This window comes from Nostoc sp. MS1 (assembly GCF_019976755.1).
In the GTDB taxonomy this organism is placed as follows: Bacteria; Cyanobacteriota; Cyanobacteriia; order Cyanobacteriales; family Nostocaceae; genus Trichormus.
Map to the genome: position 1 here is coordinate 146,495 of NZ_AP023441.1, position 15,318 is coordinate 161,812.

Annotated in this window: 16 protein-coding genes and 1 pseudogene; 6 read left to right on the top strand and 11 right to left on the bottom strand. The window is 42.1% G+C overall.

What is annotated here, in order from left to right; translation table 11 throughout:
- Positions 1-186: 186 nt before the first annotated feature.
- The gene (locus NSMS1_RS00630) at positions 187-462 is read left to right on the top strand and encodes a hypothetical protein (RefSeq protein ID WP_224089954.1); all 276 of its coding nucleotides are present in this window, start codon (positions 187-189) and stop codon (positions 460-462) included.
- A 538-nt stretch (positions 463-1,000) separates the two neighbouring features.
- A complete protein-coding gene (locus NSMS1_RS00635; protein WP_224089956.1) occupies positions 1,001-1,651 on the top strand; it encodes a DNA-3-methyladenine glycosylase family protein in 651 nt (216 codons plus the stop codon).
- Here NSMS1_RS00635 and dapF read toward each other — a convergent pair.
- Positions 1,635-2,474 carry a diaminopimelate epimerase gene (gene dapF / locus NSMS1_RS00640; protein WP_224089958.1) on the bottom strand — a complete coding sequence of 280 codons (840 nt, stop codon included), beginning with the start codon at positions 2,472-2,474 and terminating at the stop codon, positions 1,635-1,637. The genes NSMS1_RS00635 and dapF overlap by 17 nt on opposite strands.
- A gap of 146 nt (positions 2,475-2,620) precedes the next feature.
- Here dapF and NSMS1_RS00645 point away from each other — a divergent pair, with 146 nt between their 5' ends.
- The gene (locus NSMS1_RS00645; RefSeq protein ID WP_067768339.1) at positions 2,621-2,839 is read left to right on the top strand and encodes an Hfq-related RNA-binding protein; all 219 of its coding nucleotides are present in this window, start codon (positions 2,621-2,623) and stop codon (positions 2,837-2,839) included.
- Between the two features lie 72 nt (positions 2,840-2,911).
- Here the strand turns inward: NSMS1_RS00645 and NSMS1_RS00650 are convergent, their stop codons facing one another.
- The 3 genes from NSMS1_RS00650 to NSMS1_RS00660 all read right to left on the bottom strand — a co-directional run bounded on the left by NSMS1_RS00650 (position 2,912) and on the right by NSMS1_RS00660 (position 7,360).
- Positions 2,912-5,230 carry a cation:proton antiporter gene (locus NSMS1_RS00650; RefSeq protein ID WP_224089959.1) on the bottom strand — a complete coding sequence of 773 codons (2,319 nt, stop codon included), beginning with the start codon at positions 5,228-5,230 and terminating at the stop codon, positions 2,912-2,914.
- A 249-nt stretch (positions 5,231-5,479) separates the two neighbouring features.
- Positions 5,480-6,586: an IS630 family transposase gene (locus tag NSMS1_RS00655; protein ID WP_224087570.1), complete on the bottom strand. Its 1,107-nt coding sequence runs from the start codon at positions 6,584-6,586 to the stop codon at positions 5,480-5,482.
- A 264-nt stretch (positions 6,587-6,850) separates the two neighbouring features.
- A complete protein-coding gene (locus tag NSMS1_RS00660; protein WP_224089961.1) occupies positions 6,851-7,360 on the bottom strand; it encodes a pentapeptide repeat-containing protein in 510 nt (169 codons plus the stop codon).
- A 222-nt stretch (positions 7,361-7,582) separates the two neighbouring features.
- On the opposite strand from NSMS1_RS00660, the gene NSMS1_RS00665 reads away from it, so the two are divergent.
- Positions 7,583-8,338, top strand: coding sequence for a Uma2 family endonuclease (locus NSMS1_RS00665; RefSeq protein WP_224089963.1), 756 nt, complete (start codon positions 7,583-7,585; stop codon positions 8,336-8,338).
- A 101-nt stretch (positions 8,339-8,439) separates the two neighbouring features.
- On the opposite strand, the gene nblR is transcribed toward NSMS1_RS00665, so the two are convergent.
- The 4 genes from nblR to NSMS1_RS00685 form a co-directional block, all read right to left on the bottom strand.
- Positions 8,440-9,126: a response regulator transcription factor NblR gene (nblR, locus tag NSMS1_RS00670; RefSeq protein ID WP_224089965.1), complete on the bottom strand. Its 687-nt coding sequence runs from the start codon at positions 9,124-9,126 to the stop codon at positions 8,440-8,442.
- 163 nt (positions 9,127-9,289) lie between these two features.
- Positions 9,290-10,207 carry an NAD(+) kinase gene (locus NSMS1_RS00675; RefSeq protein WP_224089968.1) on the bottom strand — a complete coding sequence of 306 codons (918 nt, stop codon included), beginning with the start codon at positions 10,205-10,207 and terminating at the stop codon, positions 9,290-9,292.
- A gap of 195 nt (positions 10,208-10,402) precedes the next feature.
- Positions 10,403-11,398: an SDR family oxidoreductase gene (locus NSMS1_RS00680; RefSeq protein WP_224089970.1), complete on the bottom strand. Its 996-nt coding sequence runs from the start codon at positions 11,396-11,398 to the stop codon at positions 10,403-10,405.
- A gap of 199 nt (positions 11,399-11,597) precedes the next feature.
- Positions 11,598-11,702, bottom strand: a complete 105-nt coding sequence (locus NSMS1_RS00685) for a PetM family cytochrome b6-f complex subunit 7 (protein ID WP_224089972.1) — start codon at positions 11,700-11,702, stop codon at positions 11,598-11,600.
- A 209-nt stretch (positions 11,703-11,911) separates the two neighbouring features.
- Here NSMS1_RS00685 and pdxA point away from each other — a divergent pair, with 209 nt between their 5' ends.
- Positions 11,912-13,000, top strand: coding sequence for a 4-hydroxythreonine-4-phosphate dehydrogenase PdxA (gene pdxA, locus NSMS1_RS00690; protein WP_224089974.1), 1,089 nt, complete (start codon positions 11,912-11,914; stop codon positions 12,998-13,000).
- 54 nt (positions 13,001-13,054) lie between these two features.
- Complete coding sequence (locus tag NSMS1_RS00695) at positions 13,055-13,534, top strand: cupin domain-containing protein (RefSeq protein WP_224089984.1); 480 nt, start codon at positions 13,055-13,057, stop codon at positions 13,532-13,534.
- Between the two features lie 129 nt (positions 13,535-13,663).
- On the opposite strand, the pseudogene NSMS1_RS00700 reads toward NSMS1_RS00695, so the two are convergent.
- The 3 genes and pseudogenes from NSMS1_RS00700 to NSMS1_RS00705 form a co-directional block, all read right to left on the bottom strand.
- Positions 13,664-14,035: pseudogene (locus tag NSMS1_RS00700) on the bottom strand (protein rep); the annotation flags it as partial.
- Positions 13,993-14,181 carry a hypothetical protein gene (locus tag NSMS1_RS34970; protein WP_263432549.1) on the bottom strand — a complete coding sequence of 63 codons (189 nt, stop codon included), beginning with the start codon at positions 14,179-14,181 and terminating at the stop codon, positions 13,993-13,995. The pseudogene NSMS1_RS00700 and the gene NSMS1_RS34970, both read right to left, overlap by 43 nt.
- Positions 14,182-14,202: 21 nt before the next feature.
- Positions 14,203-15,240: a glycoside hydrolase family 43 protein gene (locus tag NSMS1_RS00705; RefSeq protein ID WP_224089994.1), complete on the bottom strand. Its 1,038-nt coding sequence runs from the start codon at positions 15,238-15,240 to the stop codon at positions 14,203-14,205.
- Between the last annotated feature and the right edge of the window lie 78 nt (positions 15,241-15,318).

Genomic DNA, 15,318 nt, shown 5'->3' on the forward strand with positions numbered 1-15,318 from the left:
AAATCTGGATAGGCGTTGCTGTTACTTTCTCCACATAACTTAAAATCACGCTCTTGATTTATATACAAAAACAACAATTTGTCAATTATTTTTGCTTATCGTTTTGAAAAAAAAATGTACTTGCTACTATGAATATCTAAGCATAAGGTAAAGTTAAGCACATTTTATAACACATATACTAATGTTATGGAAAGTATCAATAATATACAAGAAGTTCTTGGTGAAACAACTGATGTAGAAGTTTGGTTGAATAGAGCCGGGTTAAAGTTTGCAGATTTAGGTCAAGATGAAGCTAGTAAAGTCATTCGTAAGCAATGGCGCGAGTATCAAGCCGCAGTGCATAAATGTTGTGTAGAACTGCACCAGACACCAGAAAGTGTTCATTTAAGTGGTATTTATACTAAGCTGAGAATCCCTAATCATGAATATATCAAAAATGATGAAGGTGTACTCAATTCATAAACACCCAAACTTGTAACAGTTTATTGGTATCTAAATTTTTCTGCTGCCTAGTTTTATCTATCAAAAAGTGAATTACTACTCCGTCTTTTTGTATGAAATAGCAATACATAGCACTTTATACTAACAATTGTGGAAAAGCTACAATTTTCAATCATCTATTGATAAATCAGTCTAGAAAAGGATTTTCTTCACCGATATTCTGATAATATTCTTTGGTTCTTTTTGCAAGTACCCGTAGAGCAAAATTTAAGTAAGTTCGTAGTCCCTCAATTGCTATTTTTTTTAAGCTCTTCGCATTCTGGGCTTGATTTAAAATCTTCTTCAGAAGTATAAGTCCTACAAATTTGTGTGTGGAAAAAAACAATTCTTCCCTTGAAGGTAACTAGTATTTAGCAAGAATGTATGTTGTATAACGATTCCGGGCTAAGTGAAGTACAGTAATGTTTTTAAACGCCGAGGTTTTACCAGTTTTATTAACAATGTACTAAGTAATTCAGCAGATTAGGAAACGCTATAATATGATAAAAATGTTACTCCCATGTCTGAACTAGAATTGCTGACACCTGCAAGTTTTAAGGATGCTTTGACGGTGCTGGCAAATCTTGATAATGATTTAGCGCGGGTTTTAGAGACGCTGGGGCCGCCTCCCATGTGGAAACGAGAGGCTGGCTTTGCAACACTCGTGAAAATAATTTTGGAACAACAGGTTTCCTTAGCGGCGGCGAAGGCGGTATTTAATCGTTTATCTGAGATTGTCAAACCCTTAACACCAGAAAATTTCTTGACCTTCGATGATAGTCAATTAAGGCTAATTGGTTTTAGTCGGCAAAAAAGCTTATATTGTCGAGGATTAGCAGAGTCCATTGTCAAAGGTGAGCTTGATTTAGGCAACTTAGCCGCAATGGACGACAATGTAATTAGAAGCCAGTTAAAGCGGATTAAAGGCATTGGTGACTGGACAGTAGATATTTACCTACTAATGGCGCTGCAACACCGTGATGCTTTTCCTAGAGGCGATTTAGGGTTAATAATTGCTGCACAGCAACTGAAAGGTTTAGCAACACGCCCTACACCCATACAATTGGAAGCGATCGCCGAAAATTGGCGACCGTGGAGAGCAGTAGCAGCCAGAATACTCTGGCACTACTATCTCAATACTCAAGGTAAAACCATTACAGTTTACCAGTGAAAACTCGGTCGGCTGGGCCAGTCATGTAAATTCTCTGGTCTACTTCTGACCATTCAATTTCCAAAGGGCCTCCAGGTAATTCTACAGTAGCAATGCGATCGCTTCTGCCAGTCAACACAGCCGCCACCAAGGAAGCACAAGCACCAGTACCACAAGCTAAAGTAATCCCTGCGCCACGTTCCCAAACACGCATCTTCAAGTAATCACGACTTACCACTTGAATAAATTCGGTGTTTGTCCGTTGGGGAAATGCTGCGTGATGCTCAAATTTAGGGCCGATGGCTTCTAAAGGAATTGCGGCTACATCATCCACAAAAGTAATACAGTGAGGATTCCCCATACTTACACAGGTAACTTCCCAAGTTTGCCCTTCTACTTCCAAGGGTTGGTTAATCACCTTTGCATCAGCCGCCGCCAGAGTTGTAGGAATTTCCCCAGCCAGTAACCGAGGTAAACCCATATCCACCTTAATTTGCCCATCGGGGGTTAATTGAGGTGTAATCACACCCGCCAAAGTATGAATCCGATAGGAATCCTTGGTGCGAGAAACCCCTTCTAAATCTGCTAAGAAAGCAGCCAAACAGCGAATCCCATTTCCACACATTTCCGGTTCCGAACCATCGGAGTTAAAAATCCGCATCGTGTAATCAGTATCTTTTTCTCCAGGCAAGGCAAAAATAACACCATCAGCCCCGATACCAAAATGGCGATCGCACCACTGCACAGCCTGTGCTGGAGTGATTTTCGGCGTTTTAGCAGTGCGATTATCAATCAAAATAAAATCGTTACCCAGACCGTGATACTTAGTAAATTCGATTGCCATTTTTCCAATGATGAATTATCAATGATTCAGAGATTGGTGATTGGTAATAGGTAATTAGTAATTGAGAATGTACTTTCACCTATTACCCATTACCTATTACCCATTACCCATTACCTAATCCCTCAATTATTTCATCATTATCAAAAATGGCTATAACTGAATTTGACACTTCCTTGCCTAGCATTCGGCAAGTACAAAACCTCATTAAACAAGCAGTAGCCGTAGAGTTCAAACTGCTAACAGGAGACGTAATCACAGGCAGAGTCTTATGGCAAGATCCAAACTGCGTGTGCATCGCCGACGAAAACAGCCACCAATTTACCATCAGCAAGCCTGCGATCGCTTATTTTCATCCCAAAGCGTAGAGAGTGGGCAGTGGTGGTGGGAGACAAGGGAAGGGAGACAAGGGAGATAATTCACTTCTGCCTCCTGCCTCCTTATCCCCTTTCTTTAACAACCTCCGTCTCCTTAGCTTTAACCATAGGAATCGACAGGGGTATTTCGCTCATTACAGCAAATAAAGGCTGTATTTGATTCAGACTTGGCAGGCTACCGCATAGTAGAACTTGGTCGCCGTTGCGGAAGTCAGTGTTGTCATTGGGGGAGCGAATAAATTTACCGTCTCGTCGTATCGCCTGTACTTTAATGCCACTTTGCGGTTCTAGGAGCAAATCTTTGAGGGTTTTGCCCAAAATGGGGGATTTGGCCTCGACTGTCACCCACTGACAGGCGCTAGTCTTGTCTGGGACAGCTACTTTACCTTGGGCAAATTCCTCTAAAGCTGCGACTTCCTCTTTCGCACCGACAACCAACAAGCGATCGCCTGCTTCTAATTTGGTTTCATTATTGGGATAATCGATTTCCTCACCATTGGCGCGGCGAATTGCCATCAAGCTTACGCCTGTTAAGTAGCGCATATCCGCTTCTTCTAAAGTCATGCCAATGAGGGGAGAATCGGTTGGTAAAGGATACCAACGGCGGTTTAAATCTTGTGTCGCTTCTTGTAGGTGACGGGAAACCTCATTAGCGTTCCGTTCCGGGCGAAAATCTAAGTAATGATCGCTGCGGAGTTGTTGCATTTCCTGTTGTAATAAACCCGGTGTCCAACCCAAGTCTGTTAAGAAATGCGTTGCCATTTCGATACTAGCTTCAAACTCTGGCTGGACTACTTCCTTTGCTCCCAGTTGATACAGCAATTCGATGTTTTTGTCCTGGGTAGCGCGAACCACTAAATCTATTTCAGGACAGAGTTCCAAAGCCCGTTTCACACATAGGCGGGTACTCATAGGGTCAGGAAGTGCGATCGCCATTCCTTTAGCATGATTCACCCCAGCCGTTTCTAGTACATGAAAACTGACACAATTACCGTATACGTAAGGGATTCCCTCATCCCGCACTTGTTGAATGCGGCTTTCTGATTGGTCGATGACAACTACAGGTAAATTGTGTTGCAGCAACAACTTCACCAAATTTTGTCCGACTCGCCCATAACCGCAGACGACTACATGATCTTTAAATGGTAAATCTTCTGATACATCTAATGCCTGACCTTCCCCGGCAATGTAGGGTTTGAGCCAAGGGATGGATTCGGCAAAGTTAAATAATGATGGGACTAACCGTAACACAAACGGGGTGAGCATCAGCGTGACGGCTGTGGTTCCCAAAATTAGTAAATATATCCGTCGAGAAACCAAACCTAAAGCTTGTCCTTCACTAGCTAACACAAAGGAAAATTCCCCAATCTGTGCCAGTCCCAACCCAACAATTAAGGCGGTTTTCAATGGGTAGCGGAAGAATTTGACCAAAGGAGTAATAATCAGGAACTTACCCAGGAAAACTAACGCCACCAAACCCAGAATTAACTCTATGTTCTGCAACAGAAACACCGGGTCAATTAACATCCCGATCGCTGCGAAGAATAAACTAGCAAAAATATCGCGTAGTGGTTCTACATAGGTTAGGGTTTGGTCGGCGTATTCCACCTCGGATATCATCAACCCGGCGACAAACGCCCCCATTTCAATCGACAGACCTAAAGATTCTGTCAGCAGGGCAATACCCAAACACAGCGCCACTACACCTAATAAGAATAATTCTCGGCTTTCTGTCCGGGCTAAAAGCCGCAATAAGGGAGGAATAAGCCAAATCCCGGCTACTACAGCCCCAGCCGCAAATAAGCCAATTCTCAGCAAAGCTGTGAGGACAGCCACACCAATAACTTCCCCTGGTTCATGCAATGCGGGTAACACCGCCAGCATTAAACCCAAAGCCAAGTCCTGCACTACCAGAATCCCCAGCATCACTTGCCCGTGAGGAGTTTCGGTTTCGTTGCGTTCCATCAAGCATTTGAGGACGACGGCTGTAGAGGAGAGGGAGAGAATTGACCCCAGGAACACACCTTTGGCGGGTAAGGTTCCCCAAGCACCAGTTAACCCACACACCAGCACTGTGATCAGGATTGTCAGAGCAATTTGCAACCCCCCACCACCGAGTGCGATCGCCTTTACCTTCTTTAACTCCGCAAAGGAAAACTCCACACCCAAGGCGAATAACAAGAAGGCGACCCCGAACTGTGCCAGAGTCTCAACTTGAACCACCTCTTTAATTAGCCCCAGCCCAGCCGGGCCGACTATCATTCCGCCGATGAGATAGCCCAGCAGCACAGGTTGTTTCAGCAGCGCCGCCAACAACCCGCCACCAGCAGCAACAGCGAAAACTAACACTAAATCAACAATTAATCTAAAATCTTCTTGCACCAGATTTATCTAAGAACTATTAAGACCTATTACTTTAGAATACAAATTTTTAACTATCTGGGGGAGGGTGTCTGTGCAAGAAGAACGAAATATGTGTAGTCTGTCTTAGTCTGGATACTAAACAGCTTAAGACTAAAAGGCATCATACACCCTTGATATTCATAGAGCGTTCATGATGCCTACCTAACAAAAATCATTCCTAGATTTAGCGATGCCTAAAAATTCAGATAAGCTGTTACGCAGCTAAAGTTAATAAACAGCATTACCTTTATTTTTAATCTTGCGTTCCCATTTAATAATAAGTCCACCTTGATTGAGCAATTTATTTAACAATTCTTCTAGCTGTGATACAGACTCAAACAATCTATGAGCTATATATTCTTTAGCTGAATGCCAAAGCAATTCAATTAAATTATAATCTGGACTATAAGGTGGAAGAAATTCTAGAATAATATTTGGCATTTCTGACTCAATTTTAGATAAAATATCTTTCCTTTTATGGAAACTAGCATTATCTAGTATGATAACTATTTTCGCTGAACCATCTTTAAATTCTTCAACTGATTTCCCTTGTTCTACCCATTCTTGTAACAGAAAATTATTTAGAGATTTAATCTGTTCATAGAATACATCTGCATTTCCTTTTTTTATGACAAAATTTATTCTTTTCTTGTCATGATAACGTAACCCTCCCATAATATTTACTCTTCCTCTTCTCCTTTGCCCTGTAACTTTTTTCCTTGTACCTTTCTTACCCCAACTTTTTCTTCTTATCACTCTTAAACTAAATCCACTTTCGTCCCAAAACCATACTTGTAAACGCTCTGGAGTTTTTTTGGTTATTCTTAAATATTCTGATAGCTTTTCTTGAAATGCCTTACGCTTTTCAGGATTCTGTTTGTCCTCTAGGCTGTATTTTGCCCAGAGGTAAACGTACTTTTTTCGCTCTAATATTCTCCTAACTTGAGAGCCGCTTAACTTAATTCCTGTTGTTTCTTCAAGATATGTTGCTAATCTTGCCGCCGTCCATCGACCAAATTCATATCCATTTTCTACTGGGTCTTTCTCAATTATTTCTAATAACAAATTTTCATATTCTTTGGTAACTTTGCGGCAGTTACCTTCTCTTCTTCCATCTAAAAAGCTTTCTAAATTATCCGGGTCGCCGTGAACTGCCCAATATGCGACTGTCGGATATGCAATCTCTAAAAAATTGCTAATTTCTTGATATGTTTTTCCATCATTTATCAACAGAATAATCAGAATCTTCTCTCTTACATAAGGATTTTCATGCTCTTTTAGTGTTTTCAGTAGCCTTTCCTTCTGCTCTTGAGAAAGATGGTTTTTTGCTGGCATATATGGCCGATAATAGTTTTTTACTTAAGTTTATATTATACAATTAAGCTGCGTAGCAGCTTATGAATATAGGACTCATACTTTATTTTTGAAATATACGTAGGGGAGCCACTGCGTTGGGCGGGTTTCCCGACATAAAGCAAGTGGCGTTGGGCATTACCCACCGGCTCATTGTTTTGCCGATGCACTGCCCACCCTACAGATACTGAGAATTTTATGGCTACGCTCCCGTAAGGGATACAGAAATCAAATCGGATTCCTATACTACTGAACAGTAAATCCTTGGGGTCTGATTGAGTCTTCTAAATCTGCACCAGTGAGGTTTGCTCCAACTAGATTAGTATCTGTGAGATTGGCTTTTTCTAAATCTGCATCAAAGAGGTTTGCTCCTCCTAAATTAGCTCCTATAATGCTGGCTTTTCCCAAATCGGCACCTTGCAAATTCGCACCTTGTAGATTAGTTCCTTGTAAAATTGCTCTCTCTAAGTCAGCATTTTGTAAATTAGCATTCTCTAAATTTGCAGCAGACAGATTAGTGTCTTTGAGGACTGCGCCTGTGAGATTGCAACCTACACATTCGTTAGTTGTTAGTAAATGCCTTACGTTCTCAGCTACAGATGTGATGGGAGCAGGTATAGTTTGTGTAGTTGTGGATGGTGTTGCTGTTTGAGCGCTGACATTGGGTTGATCAACTAAAGAAAATGCTACTACCATTACCATACATACTGTAGCGAATATCAATTTACTTAATGTTTGGCAAATTAATTTTTTCATAAGTTTGTGACGGTTTTGTTTCTTTGATTCTTCAATTTAAAGAAATTACTTCATAAAATCAAACATTTTTTTTATTGAATTTGATAATTTCAATTAATGAAAACTCAATAGTTTGCATTTTATTGATTCTTCTTAATGAAAGTAAACAAGCTTACTACTGTTCATACCCATCTTTTCCTAATAACGATAAAATAAGGACAAATTTACATTAATGCTGTGTTTATGGCAACTCAACTCAGCGAAGCGAAATCGTCACATCAACTCGTAATCTCTTGGGAAGCGTTGCCCGACGATTTTCAACTAGAGGATGAACCAGTGGAGAATACAAGTCAGCCAATTTTGGCTGGTGCTTTGCGTGAAAGCTTAGAAATAAATGGGTTCATCCAACCTCAAATGTTAATCGCCTCAAATTTTGGTCTTTGTGCAACTGTCAATGAGCAAACCATCGTCAAAGCGCCGGATTGGGTTTGTGTACCATCAGTACATGAGGTTGTAGATAGTCGCAGAAGTTATACACCTCATTTAGACGGTGATGTCCCAGCAATTGTGATGGAATTTCTCTCCGAAACCGAGGGGGGAGAATATTCGGTTAAGCGGACATATCCTCCTGGAAAATGGTTTTTTTACGAGCAAATCTTGCAAGTTCCCATTTACGTAATTTTTGAGCCGGATGGCGGTTTGTTAGAATATCATCAACTGGAAAATGGACGCTATGAGTTAAAGCAACCTGACGAAAATTGTCGCCATTGGATTGATTCTATGGGCTTGTTTTTAGGAACATGGCAAGGGACAAAAGAAGGTCGAACAGGCTATTGGTTACGCTGGTGGGATAAAGATGGCAATCTACTTCCTTGGGCGGTGGAACAAATTGAACAAGAACGTCAGCGAGCGGAACAGGAACGTCAGCAAAAAGAAAGACTGATTGCTTATTTACAATCTCAGGGTATTGACCCGGAAAATTTACCGCCAATAGAGTGAAAAGTATCGACCTCACTCACCTAAAAACAAATCTCCCACCCGTTAAAGAGTGGGAGTGTTTCAGTATATTGTTTAATTTGCATTATTATAAATTTGAGTATTTAAGATTCCCTAAGAACATAACCAACGCCTCGCACTGTCTGAATTAGGCGCTTTTGACCTTCATCTTCAATTTTTAGGCGTAAGTAGCGAATATAGACTTCAATGACATTAGACTCACCCATAAAATCGTAACCCCAGACATTTTCTAGAATTTGTTCGCGGGTTAATACTTCACGGGGATGTTCCATTAAGTACTTGAGAAGTTCAAATTCTTTCATCGTTAAGTCGATATTTCGTCCACTGTAAACAGCACGACGATTTGCTAAATCTAAAACTAAATCGCCAAAGCGTAACTGTTCTGTGGTATCGACATCTGGTTTTAAATAAAGACGAATCAGTCTTAAAAAATCTTCTGGACGGTAAGGTTTAAGTATATAGTCATCGGCTCCAGCTTCTAGACAAGCAACCCGATCATCAACTGTATCTCTTGCCATCAACACCAGCACTGGCGATCGCATCCCAGTATTCCTTAAATTCTTGCACAACGACAGCCCCGATTCACCAGCCAGCATCCGATCTAACACCACTAAGGCAGGCTGGCGATCGCGACAATATTGTAGTCCTGTTGTCGCATCATTAGCCAAAATAGGTTCATAACCAGCCTCTTGTAAATCAAAAGACAATTGATTTGCCAGGCTATCATCAGTTTCGATCACCAAAACACAAGGGCTATGAGTAGCTATCATAAGATTTTGGGATATTGGATGTTTAATTGTATAGCCAATGACTAGGGATTGGGGACTGGGGTGTAGGGAGATGAGGGAGAATAACAACTGTCAACTGTCAACACTTCTCTTTCAGAGACGCTAACGCGAACGACAAGCTCAGTGCAACGCTGTCAATTGTCAACTAAGGCAATTCTACCGAAGTTGGTTTAGCGATATGTGGTAAACCCCAACCTAGTTTCTCTCGTAAGATACGGAAAAATTCTGGTGGTTGGAGGCGGATGAATTGGACAGTATATGGCGATCGCTCTAAATATACTCGATCCTCGGCGAACACATAACAGCCGCCATTGCCATCTACTACCATCACTAACCGGGGAATATTCACTGGATAAATATTTACTGGCTCTGTATCGGGAAATACCAAAGCTCTAGAAGCTAGGGAGTGAGGACAGATAGGTACTAACTGTAATACGGGTACGCCAGGGGTGATGACTGGCCCTCCAGCACTTAATGAATAAGCTGTAGAACCAGTAGGTGTAGAAACAATTACCCCATCTGCGGCAATATCTACTGCTGCATGACGACCTACAGCTATCTCAAAATGGCACATAGAAGTTAATGGTTCACGGTGTAGAACCATTTCGTTCAAACAAAGTGCTTCCCAAAGAACTGACTCTCCTCGTAGTACTTTGACTGTGAGCATGGCTCGTTCTTCGATTTCATACTCACCTGCGATCGCCTGTTCTATGGCTTGAGGTAATTGATTGAGGTAGGTTTCGGTTAAAAACCCCATGTGTCCCGTATTCACTGCCAAAATGGGAATACGACAAGGGGCTACTTGACGCGATGCAGCTAAAACCGTACCATCGCCCCCCAGAACTATGGCGAATTTCATGTCTGAATCAAAGCCAGGGGGCGTTAAAGCATCTAGTGGGGTATGGCACACGGGGCTTTCTGGGCTAGAGTAGCCCAATATGCCACCGACGCTAGAGGTAACACATACTTCCCAACCAGCTGCGGTGAGTTTGTCTTTTAACTCGATAGCCACACGACTGGCTATCGGTTTAATGTCGTTATATATAATGCCTGCTTTCGGCACACTCAAATATCCAAGGTTAAGCGATGCTTTGTCTTATGTAATCCTTACACATTTTGGATCACCAGTCATTAGTTTGGAGTCAAAAGTCAAAAGTCCATAGTCCACAGTCCACAGTCCACAGTCCAAATTTACAAATAAAGACTATAGTCTACAGCCCACATTTACTACTAATGACCAATGACTGTTGACTATTGACTATTGACTATTAACTTTTTTAAATGGAGTTTTCTTGGTTTTCTGCTTTTTAGTTTTTGTTTTAGTTTTTTCGTAATCCAACTCTTTCAGCTTTTTGAGAATCCGGCTGAAATACTCTTGTAGATAGCCTTCTAAGGTAGTAGTTTGTTCTTTCTCTAACCCAAATACTTGATATACGTCATCCATTGGCGCATTTAGCGGTCTACCACTGGCTAGAACTTCTGTAAATGCTAGTCTGTCAGCGATATTCCATCCCCATTGAAAGAATCTGGCAATACCACGCACGGCTCGTAGTAAATTGATGGGCATACGTCTGACTTTAGCTTCTTTCCCAGACAAGCGTTCACACAGATTGATAATTTCTTCCGCACTCCAAGCACGAGTACCGACTACAGAGAAAGCTTGTTTTTCTGCTTCTGGCACACTTAAGGCGCGTACAGCAAACTTGGCAATATCTAAGGTATCCATATAAGCCACTGGGGAAGACTCGCCAGTTACCCATACAGGTTGTCCTTCTAAAATGGGGATGCCATACTGACCAATTAACCCCTGCATGAATCCAGCCAAGCGTAAAACGGTGTAATTTATCCCAGATTCAGCTAAAAATAATTCTGTACACCGCTTAATCTCCATCAGAGGTACTTCTGGATATTTATCGGCATCAATAATAGAAAAGAATATAAAACGCTCTACACCCGCAGCTTTGGCTGCTTGAATTAAGGCTACTTGCCCTTCCCAGTCTACCTGCCTAATTGTCAGTGAATCGGTAGCACGAGAGGTAGCAGCATCAATCACGGCTGTAACACCTTCAAACGCTGCTGTTAGGGTTTGGGGTTGACATAAATCGCCTCTGACGAGTTCGGCTCCCCATTCTTTTAAAAAGGCTGCCCTTTTGGCACTTCGGACAAGACAGCGTACCTTATATCCCTCATCGATCGCACGACGAGCCACTTGTCTTCCTAAGGTGCCAGTGGCACCGACTATTAATAATGTCATGAGGGTTGTAACAAATTTTAAACTTTTATGAAAAGAATCTTAACAGAATTATATCTGTAAATAAAAGCTCCAGAGGTTTTAAGTAACAGAATTGATACTGCAAAAATCCTAAAAACAGCGTTGTCCGTTTGTCGGACACGCTATTTTTTCAATGAGAGCCAAGCTTCTCATCTGCTGAAAACAATCTAATCACAGGGAATTACTCTTCTGAACCCTGAATTTTCAGCAACAAAGTACCCACGGCCCAGCCGACGAAGATTAAACCAAAGGACAACAAAGCTGCATTAACTAGTTCGGCGCTCATTGATGTGAGTCTCCTTAACAAATAGATTTTTAGTTGGTGGTCTAATTTAAGCGAAAGAGTTATGAGTGCTGAGTAATAAGCAAGATATTTTCTTCTGCCTCCTACCTTCTGCATTAGACCTGTGTAAATAATTTTAAACTAGTTTTGATAGCCAATCCCTATTTTTGGGAGATGGAATCAATTAATAAAGGATGCAATAACTTAATTATATGTACCAATTGAATCAAAATCAGACAGCAAATATACCTGAAAAACATCGCCCACGTTTAGCATTGACACTGGGAGATCCGGCAGGTATAGGGCCAGAGGTTATTTTGAAAGCTTTGGCTGACTCATCAGTTAGTCAGAAATATGACATAACTGTAATAGGTAATAGTAATCTGCTGTTACAGGTATATAAGCGACTAAGTTCGACTAATAATTCAATATCTTTGGCTAATCCTACCTTATTAAAAGTTATTGATGTGCCTGTTGACACAGATGTTGCCGGACAGATTATTGTCGTGACTGGTAACGCAGCTAGTGGTGCGGCAAGTTTTGCTTATATGGAATATGCGATCGCACAAACTCTAGCTGGTAAATTTGATGGTATTGTTACAGGCCCCATAGCCAAATCTGCGTGGAAAACCGCAGGGTATAATTACCCAGGACAAACAGAACTGTTAGCCGAAAAGGCTTGTGTTGACCGTTTTGGGATGTTATTTGTAGCGCGATCGCCCTATACTGGTTGGACGTTAAGAGCGTTACTGGCAACTACTCATATACCTTTACGTGCAGTGGCGGATACACTGACACCACAATTGTTGACGAACAAATTAGATTTGCTGGTGGAGTGTTTAGAAAAAGATTTTGGTATAGCTAGTGGGAAAATTGCGATCGCTGGTTTAAATCCCCACAGTGGCGAACAAGGACAATTGGGAACTGAGGAAATTGATTGGTTAATTCCCTGGTTGGAAGCGGAACGGCAAAAACGCCCTGATTTCCAGCTAGATGGGCCGATTCCCCCTGATACAATGTGGGTCAAACCTGGTCAAGCTTGGTATGGTAATGCGGCTGTGAAAAATCCTGCTGATGGTTATTTGGCACTGTACCACGACCAAGGTTTAATTCCCGTCAAGCTGATGGCTTTTGACCGTGCTGTAAATACTACGATTGGTTTACCATTTGTCCGCACCTCCCCCGACCACGGCACAGCTTTTGATATTACGGGTAAAGGTGTTGCTGATGCGACTAGTATGAAGGAGGCGATCGTTTTAGCGGCTGAGTTGGTAAGTCAACGGTTGGCGGTTAAACAATAAGACGACTTACTGGGATTTAGAGAAAAATTAGCCAGAAAAAATCATGAGGTTTCTATGTCAGAAGGAGCAAAATTAATTGCCATCAACGCATCTGATGCACCGACAAGAACTAAGCTCTCAAACTATCCTGAACCGTTTGCATCGCGTATGGTGGGCAGAGAGAAACACCCACTTGGAGACCTGTTTGGCATCATCAACTTTGGTGTAAACCTAACACGCCTAGCTCCCCAGGCAATTTCAGCCCTTCGTCACGCTCACAGCAAGCAAGACGAGTTCGTGTACATCTTGGAGGGGCATCCAACGCTACGTACCGACGAAGGTTGTACACAACTCTCCCCTGGTATGTGTGCCGGCTTCAAGGCTGGTACTGGTAACGCCCACCACCTGATCAACGAAACAACAGAAGATGTTGTTTATCTCGAAATCGGCGACAGAACACCAGGAGACGAAGGTAGCTATCCCGATGACGACCTTATGGCCTATTTAGAGAATGGCTTGTGGAAATTTGCGCACAAAGACGGCACAGCGTACTAATTTTGTTGGCTATAGGACAGTACGCTTTGGTAATTATTAAGTAGTGGTATGGCAAGGCTAAAATGTGCCATTAATTAACTACAAAGGCACAGACATACAGAGATAAAAGAAGGATTTTATTGTACTAATTTAGTCTTGCCACACCATTAGGGTGGTTACGGCTGTGTAGTAATTTGGTCGTTTGAGACAATCAGCCTCGCCGTTACTACTCATTATTTTAAATTTATGTGATTTGCGATCCCATCTGAAAGACACCGTTTCCTGATTCGCCTCATCTATCTCTTCACCGCAATTAATCAGGTCTTGATTACTCTCTTCTAACTCCCGCATATAATGCCTGAGTATACCCCCTACAGCGATTGCTCTGGTTTTATGCAATTGGCGGGTCAACTCTAAAAACCATTCCCTATCAGCTATTAAGTCCGACTCCTTTACCTGATACTTGAGAATTTCCGGGATCAGTCTTGTGGGGTCATGTTGTTTTGCGATCGCGCTAATATGAACAACAGGCTGGTAATCAACTCGTAAGCACTGCTGCCATAATCCAGTCCATTTGGCTTGAGGCTACTTACTTTCAATTCAGTTAATCGTTTAAATGCACTTAATTTATTGTCTGCGTAAGGGATTATACCAAAGTCAGCGCCCAAATATCCTACTAGCTACTAACTTTACCTCCTGCCTCCTGCGTGGTTGATGAGCGTAACCGAACTATTACTTTCTGTTATAGTCTGGGGTATCCAAGTAGGGCCTTCGCAACGCGGTCCTTCTGGTGTCCAGATGAGTTTATCTAAACAGATTTGCCGCTTATCCATGTTATGCGTCCAGGCGTGATAAACAACATACTCAGTTTGACCATCTGGCCCAAGAACAATAGAGTTATGTCCTGGCCCTCTGACAAAATTAGGTACAGATTTTAACACTCGTGGCCCAGTTTCGTTGCCTACATCAGAATAAGGCCCCATTACATGGTCAGCCACGCCATAATCTACACCATAGTTTTCTGTTTCCCAGCGTCCACCACTATAAAAGCAATAGTATTTGCCTTCATGCTTACGTACACAGGGGCCTTCTAAGGTGTGCCAATCATAGATTTCACCATACATCAAACGATTAGCTAAAAACCTTTGCCAAGGAGATCGCGCCCGTAAAACTACTTTACTTTCACCAGCAAGTTGTGTCATAGTTTGCAACTTATCTACCACCAACGCCGTCCCTGCGTGAAAACCAGCTTCCGTATCCAGAAAATCACGGGCGTAAAATAGATACCACTGACCATCGTCATCACAGAATGGGTGCGGGTCAATGGCGAAGGGACAAGAATCGGTGTCTACAAGTGTGATACCAACATCTTGATAAGGCCCCAAGGGACTATCGCTTGTACCTACACGCAATTGATGATTTTTATCCTCATGTCCTACAGAATAGTAGAGGTAAAACAGCCCATCACTATAAGCAACTTCGGGGGCCCAAAAATTATCACCAAGGGCTGGGTCTGGTCGTAGCAGTGCATTACCTACAAAATGCCAATTGACAAAATCCAAGGAACGTAAAAGGTGAAACACACGGGATTTGTGAGCGATATCAATCTCGTCTACAGTTCCTTCCGCCTCAGCCGCACCTGTGCCGATCGCATAATACACGCCCTCATGTTGCCAAACAAAGGGGTCGGCAAAATAACCGTCGTAAACTGGATTTGTATAGTTCATAGTCAATAGTCCATAGTCAATAGTCTATAGTCAACAGTCCATAGTCAACAGTCAAAATTCATCACTAATGACCAATGA

What these genes read in the sequence shown, in the direction of transcription:
- NSMS1_RS00630 (WP_224089954.1), top strand. Translation starts at nt 187, where the DNA reads ATGGAAAGTATCAATAATATACAAGAAGTTCTTGGTGAAACAACTGAT.
- NSMS1_RS00635 (WP_224089956.1), top strand. Translation starts at nt 1,001, where the DNA reads ATGTCTGAACTAGAATTGCTGACACCTGCAAGTTTTAAGGATGCTTTG.
- dapF (WP_224089958.1), bottom strand. Translation starts at nt 2,474, where the DNA reads ATGGCAATCGAATTTACTAAGTATCACGGTCTGGGTAACGATTTTATT.
- NSMS1_RS00645 (WP_067768339.1), top strand. Translation starts at nt 2,621, where the DNA reads ATGGCTATAACTGAATTTGACACTTCCTTGCCTAGCATTCGGCAAGTA.
- NSMS1_RS00655 (WP_224087570.1), bottom strand. Translation starts at nt 6,586, where the DNA reads ATGCCAGCAAAAAACCATCTTTCTCAAGAGCAGAAGGAAAGGCTACTG.
- NSMS1_RS00660 (WP_224089961.1), bottom strand. Translation starts at nt 7,360, where the DNA reads ATGAAAAAATTAATTTGCCAAACATTAAGTAAATTGATATTCGCTACA.
- NSMS1_RS00665 (WP_224089963.1), top strand. Translation starts at nt 7,583, where the DNA reads ATGGCAACTCAACTCAGCGAAGCGAAATCGTCACATCAACTCGTAATC.
- nblR (WP_224089965.1), bottom strand. Translation starts at nt 9,126, where the DNA reads ATGATAGCTACTCATAGCCCTTGTGTTTTGGTGATCGAAACTGATGAT.
- NSMS1_RS00680 (WP_224089970.1), bottom strand. Translation starts at nt 11,398, where the DNA reads ATGACATTATTAATAGTCGGTGCCACTGGCACCTTAGGAAGACAAGTG.
- NSMS1_RS00685 (WP_224089972.1), bottom strand. Translation starts at nt 11,702, where the DNA reads ATGAGCGCCGAACTAGTTAATGCAGCTTTGTTGTCCTTTGGTTTAATC.
- pdxA (WP_224089974.1), top strand. Translation starts at nt 11,912, where the DNA reads ATGTACCAATTGAATCAAAATCAGACAGCAAATATACCTGAAAAACAT.
- NSMS1_RS00695 (WP_224089984.1), top strand. Translation starts at nt 13,055, where the DNA reads ATGTCAGAAGGAGCAAAATTAATTGCCATCAACGCATCTGATGCACCG.
- NSMS1_RS00705 (WP_224089994.1), bottom strand. Translation starts at nt 15,240, where the DNA reads ATGAACTATACAAATCCAGTTTACGACGGTTATTTTGCCGACCCCTTT.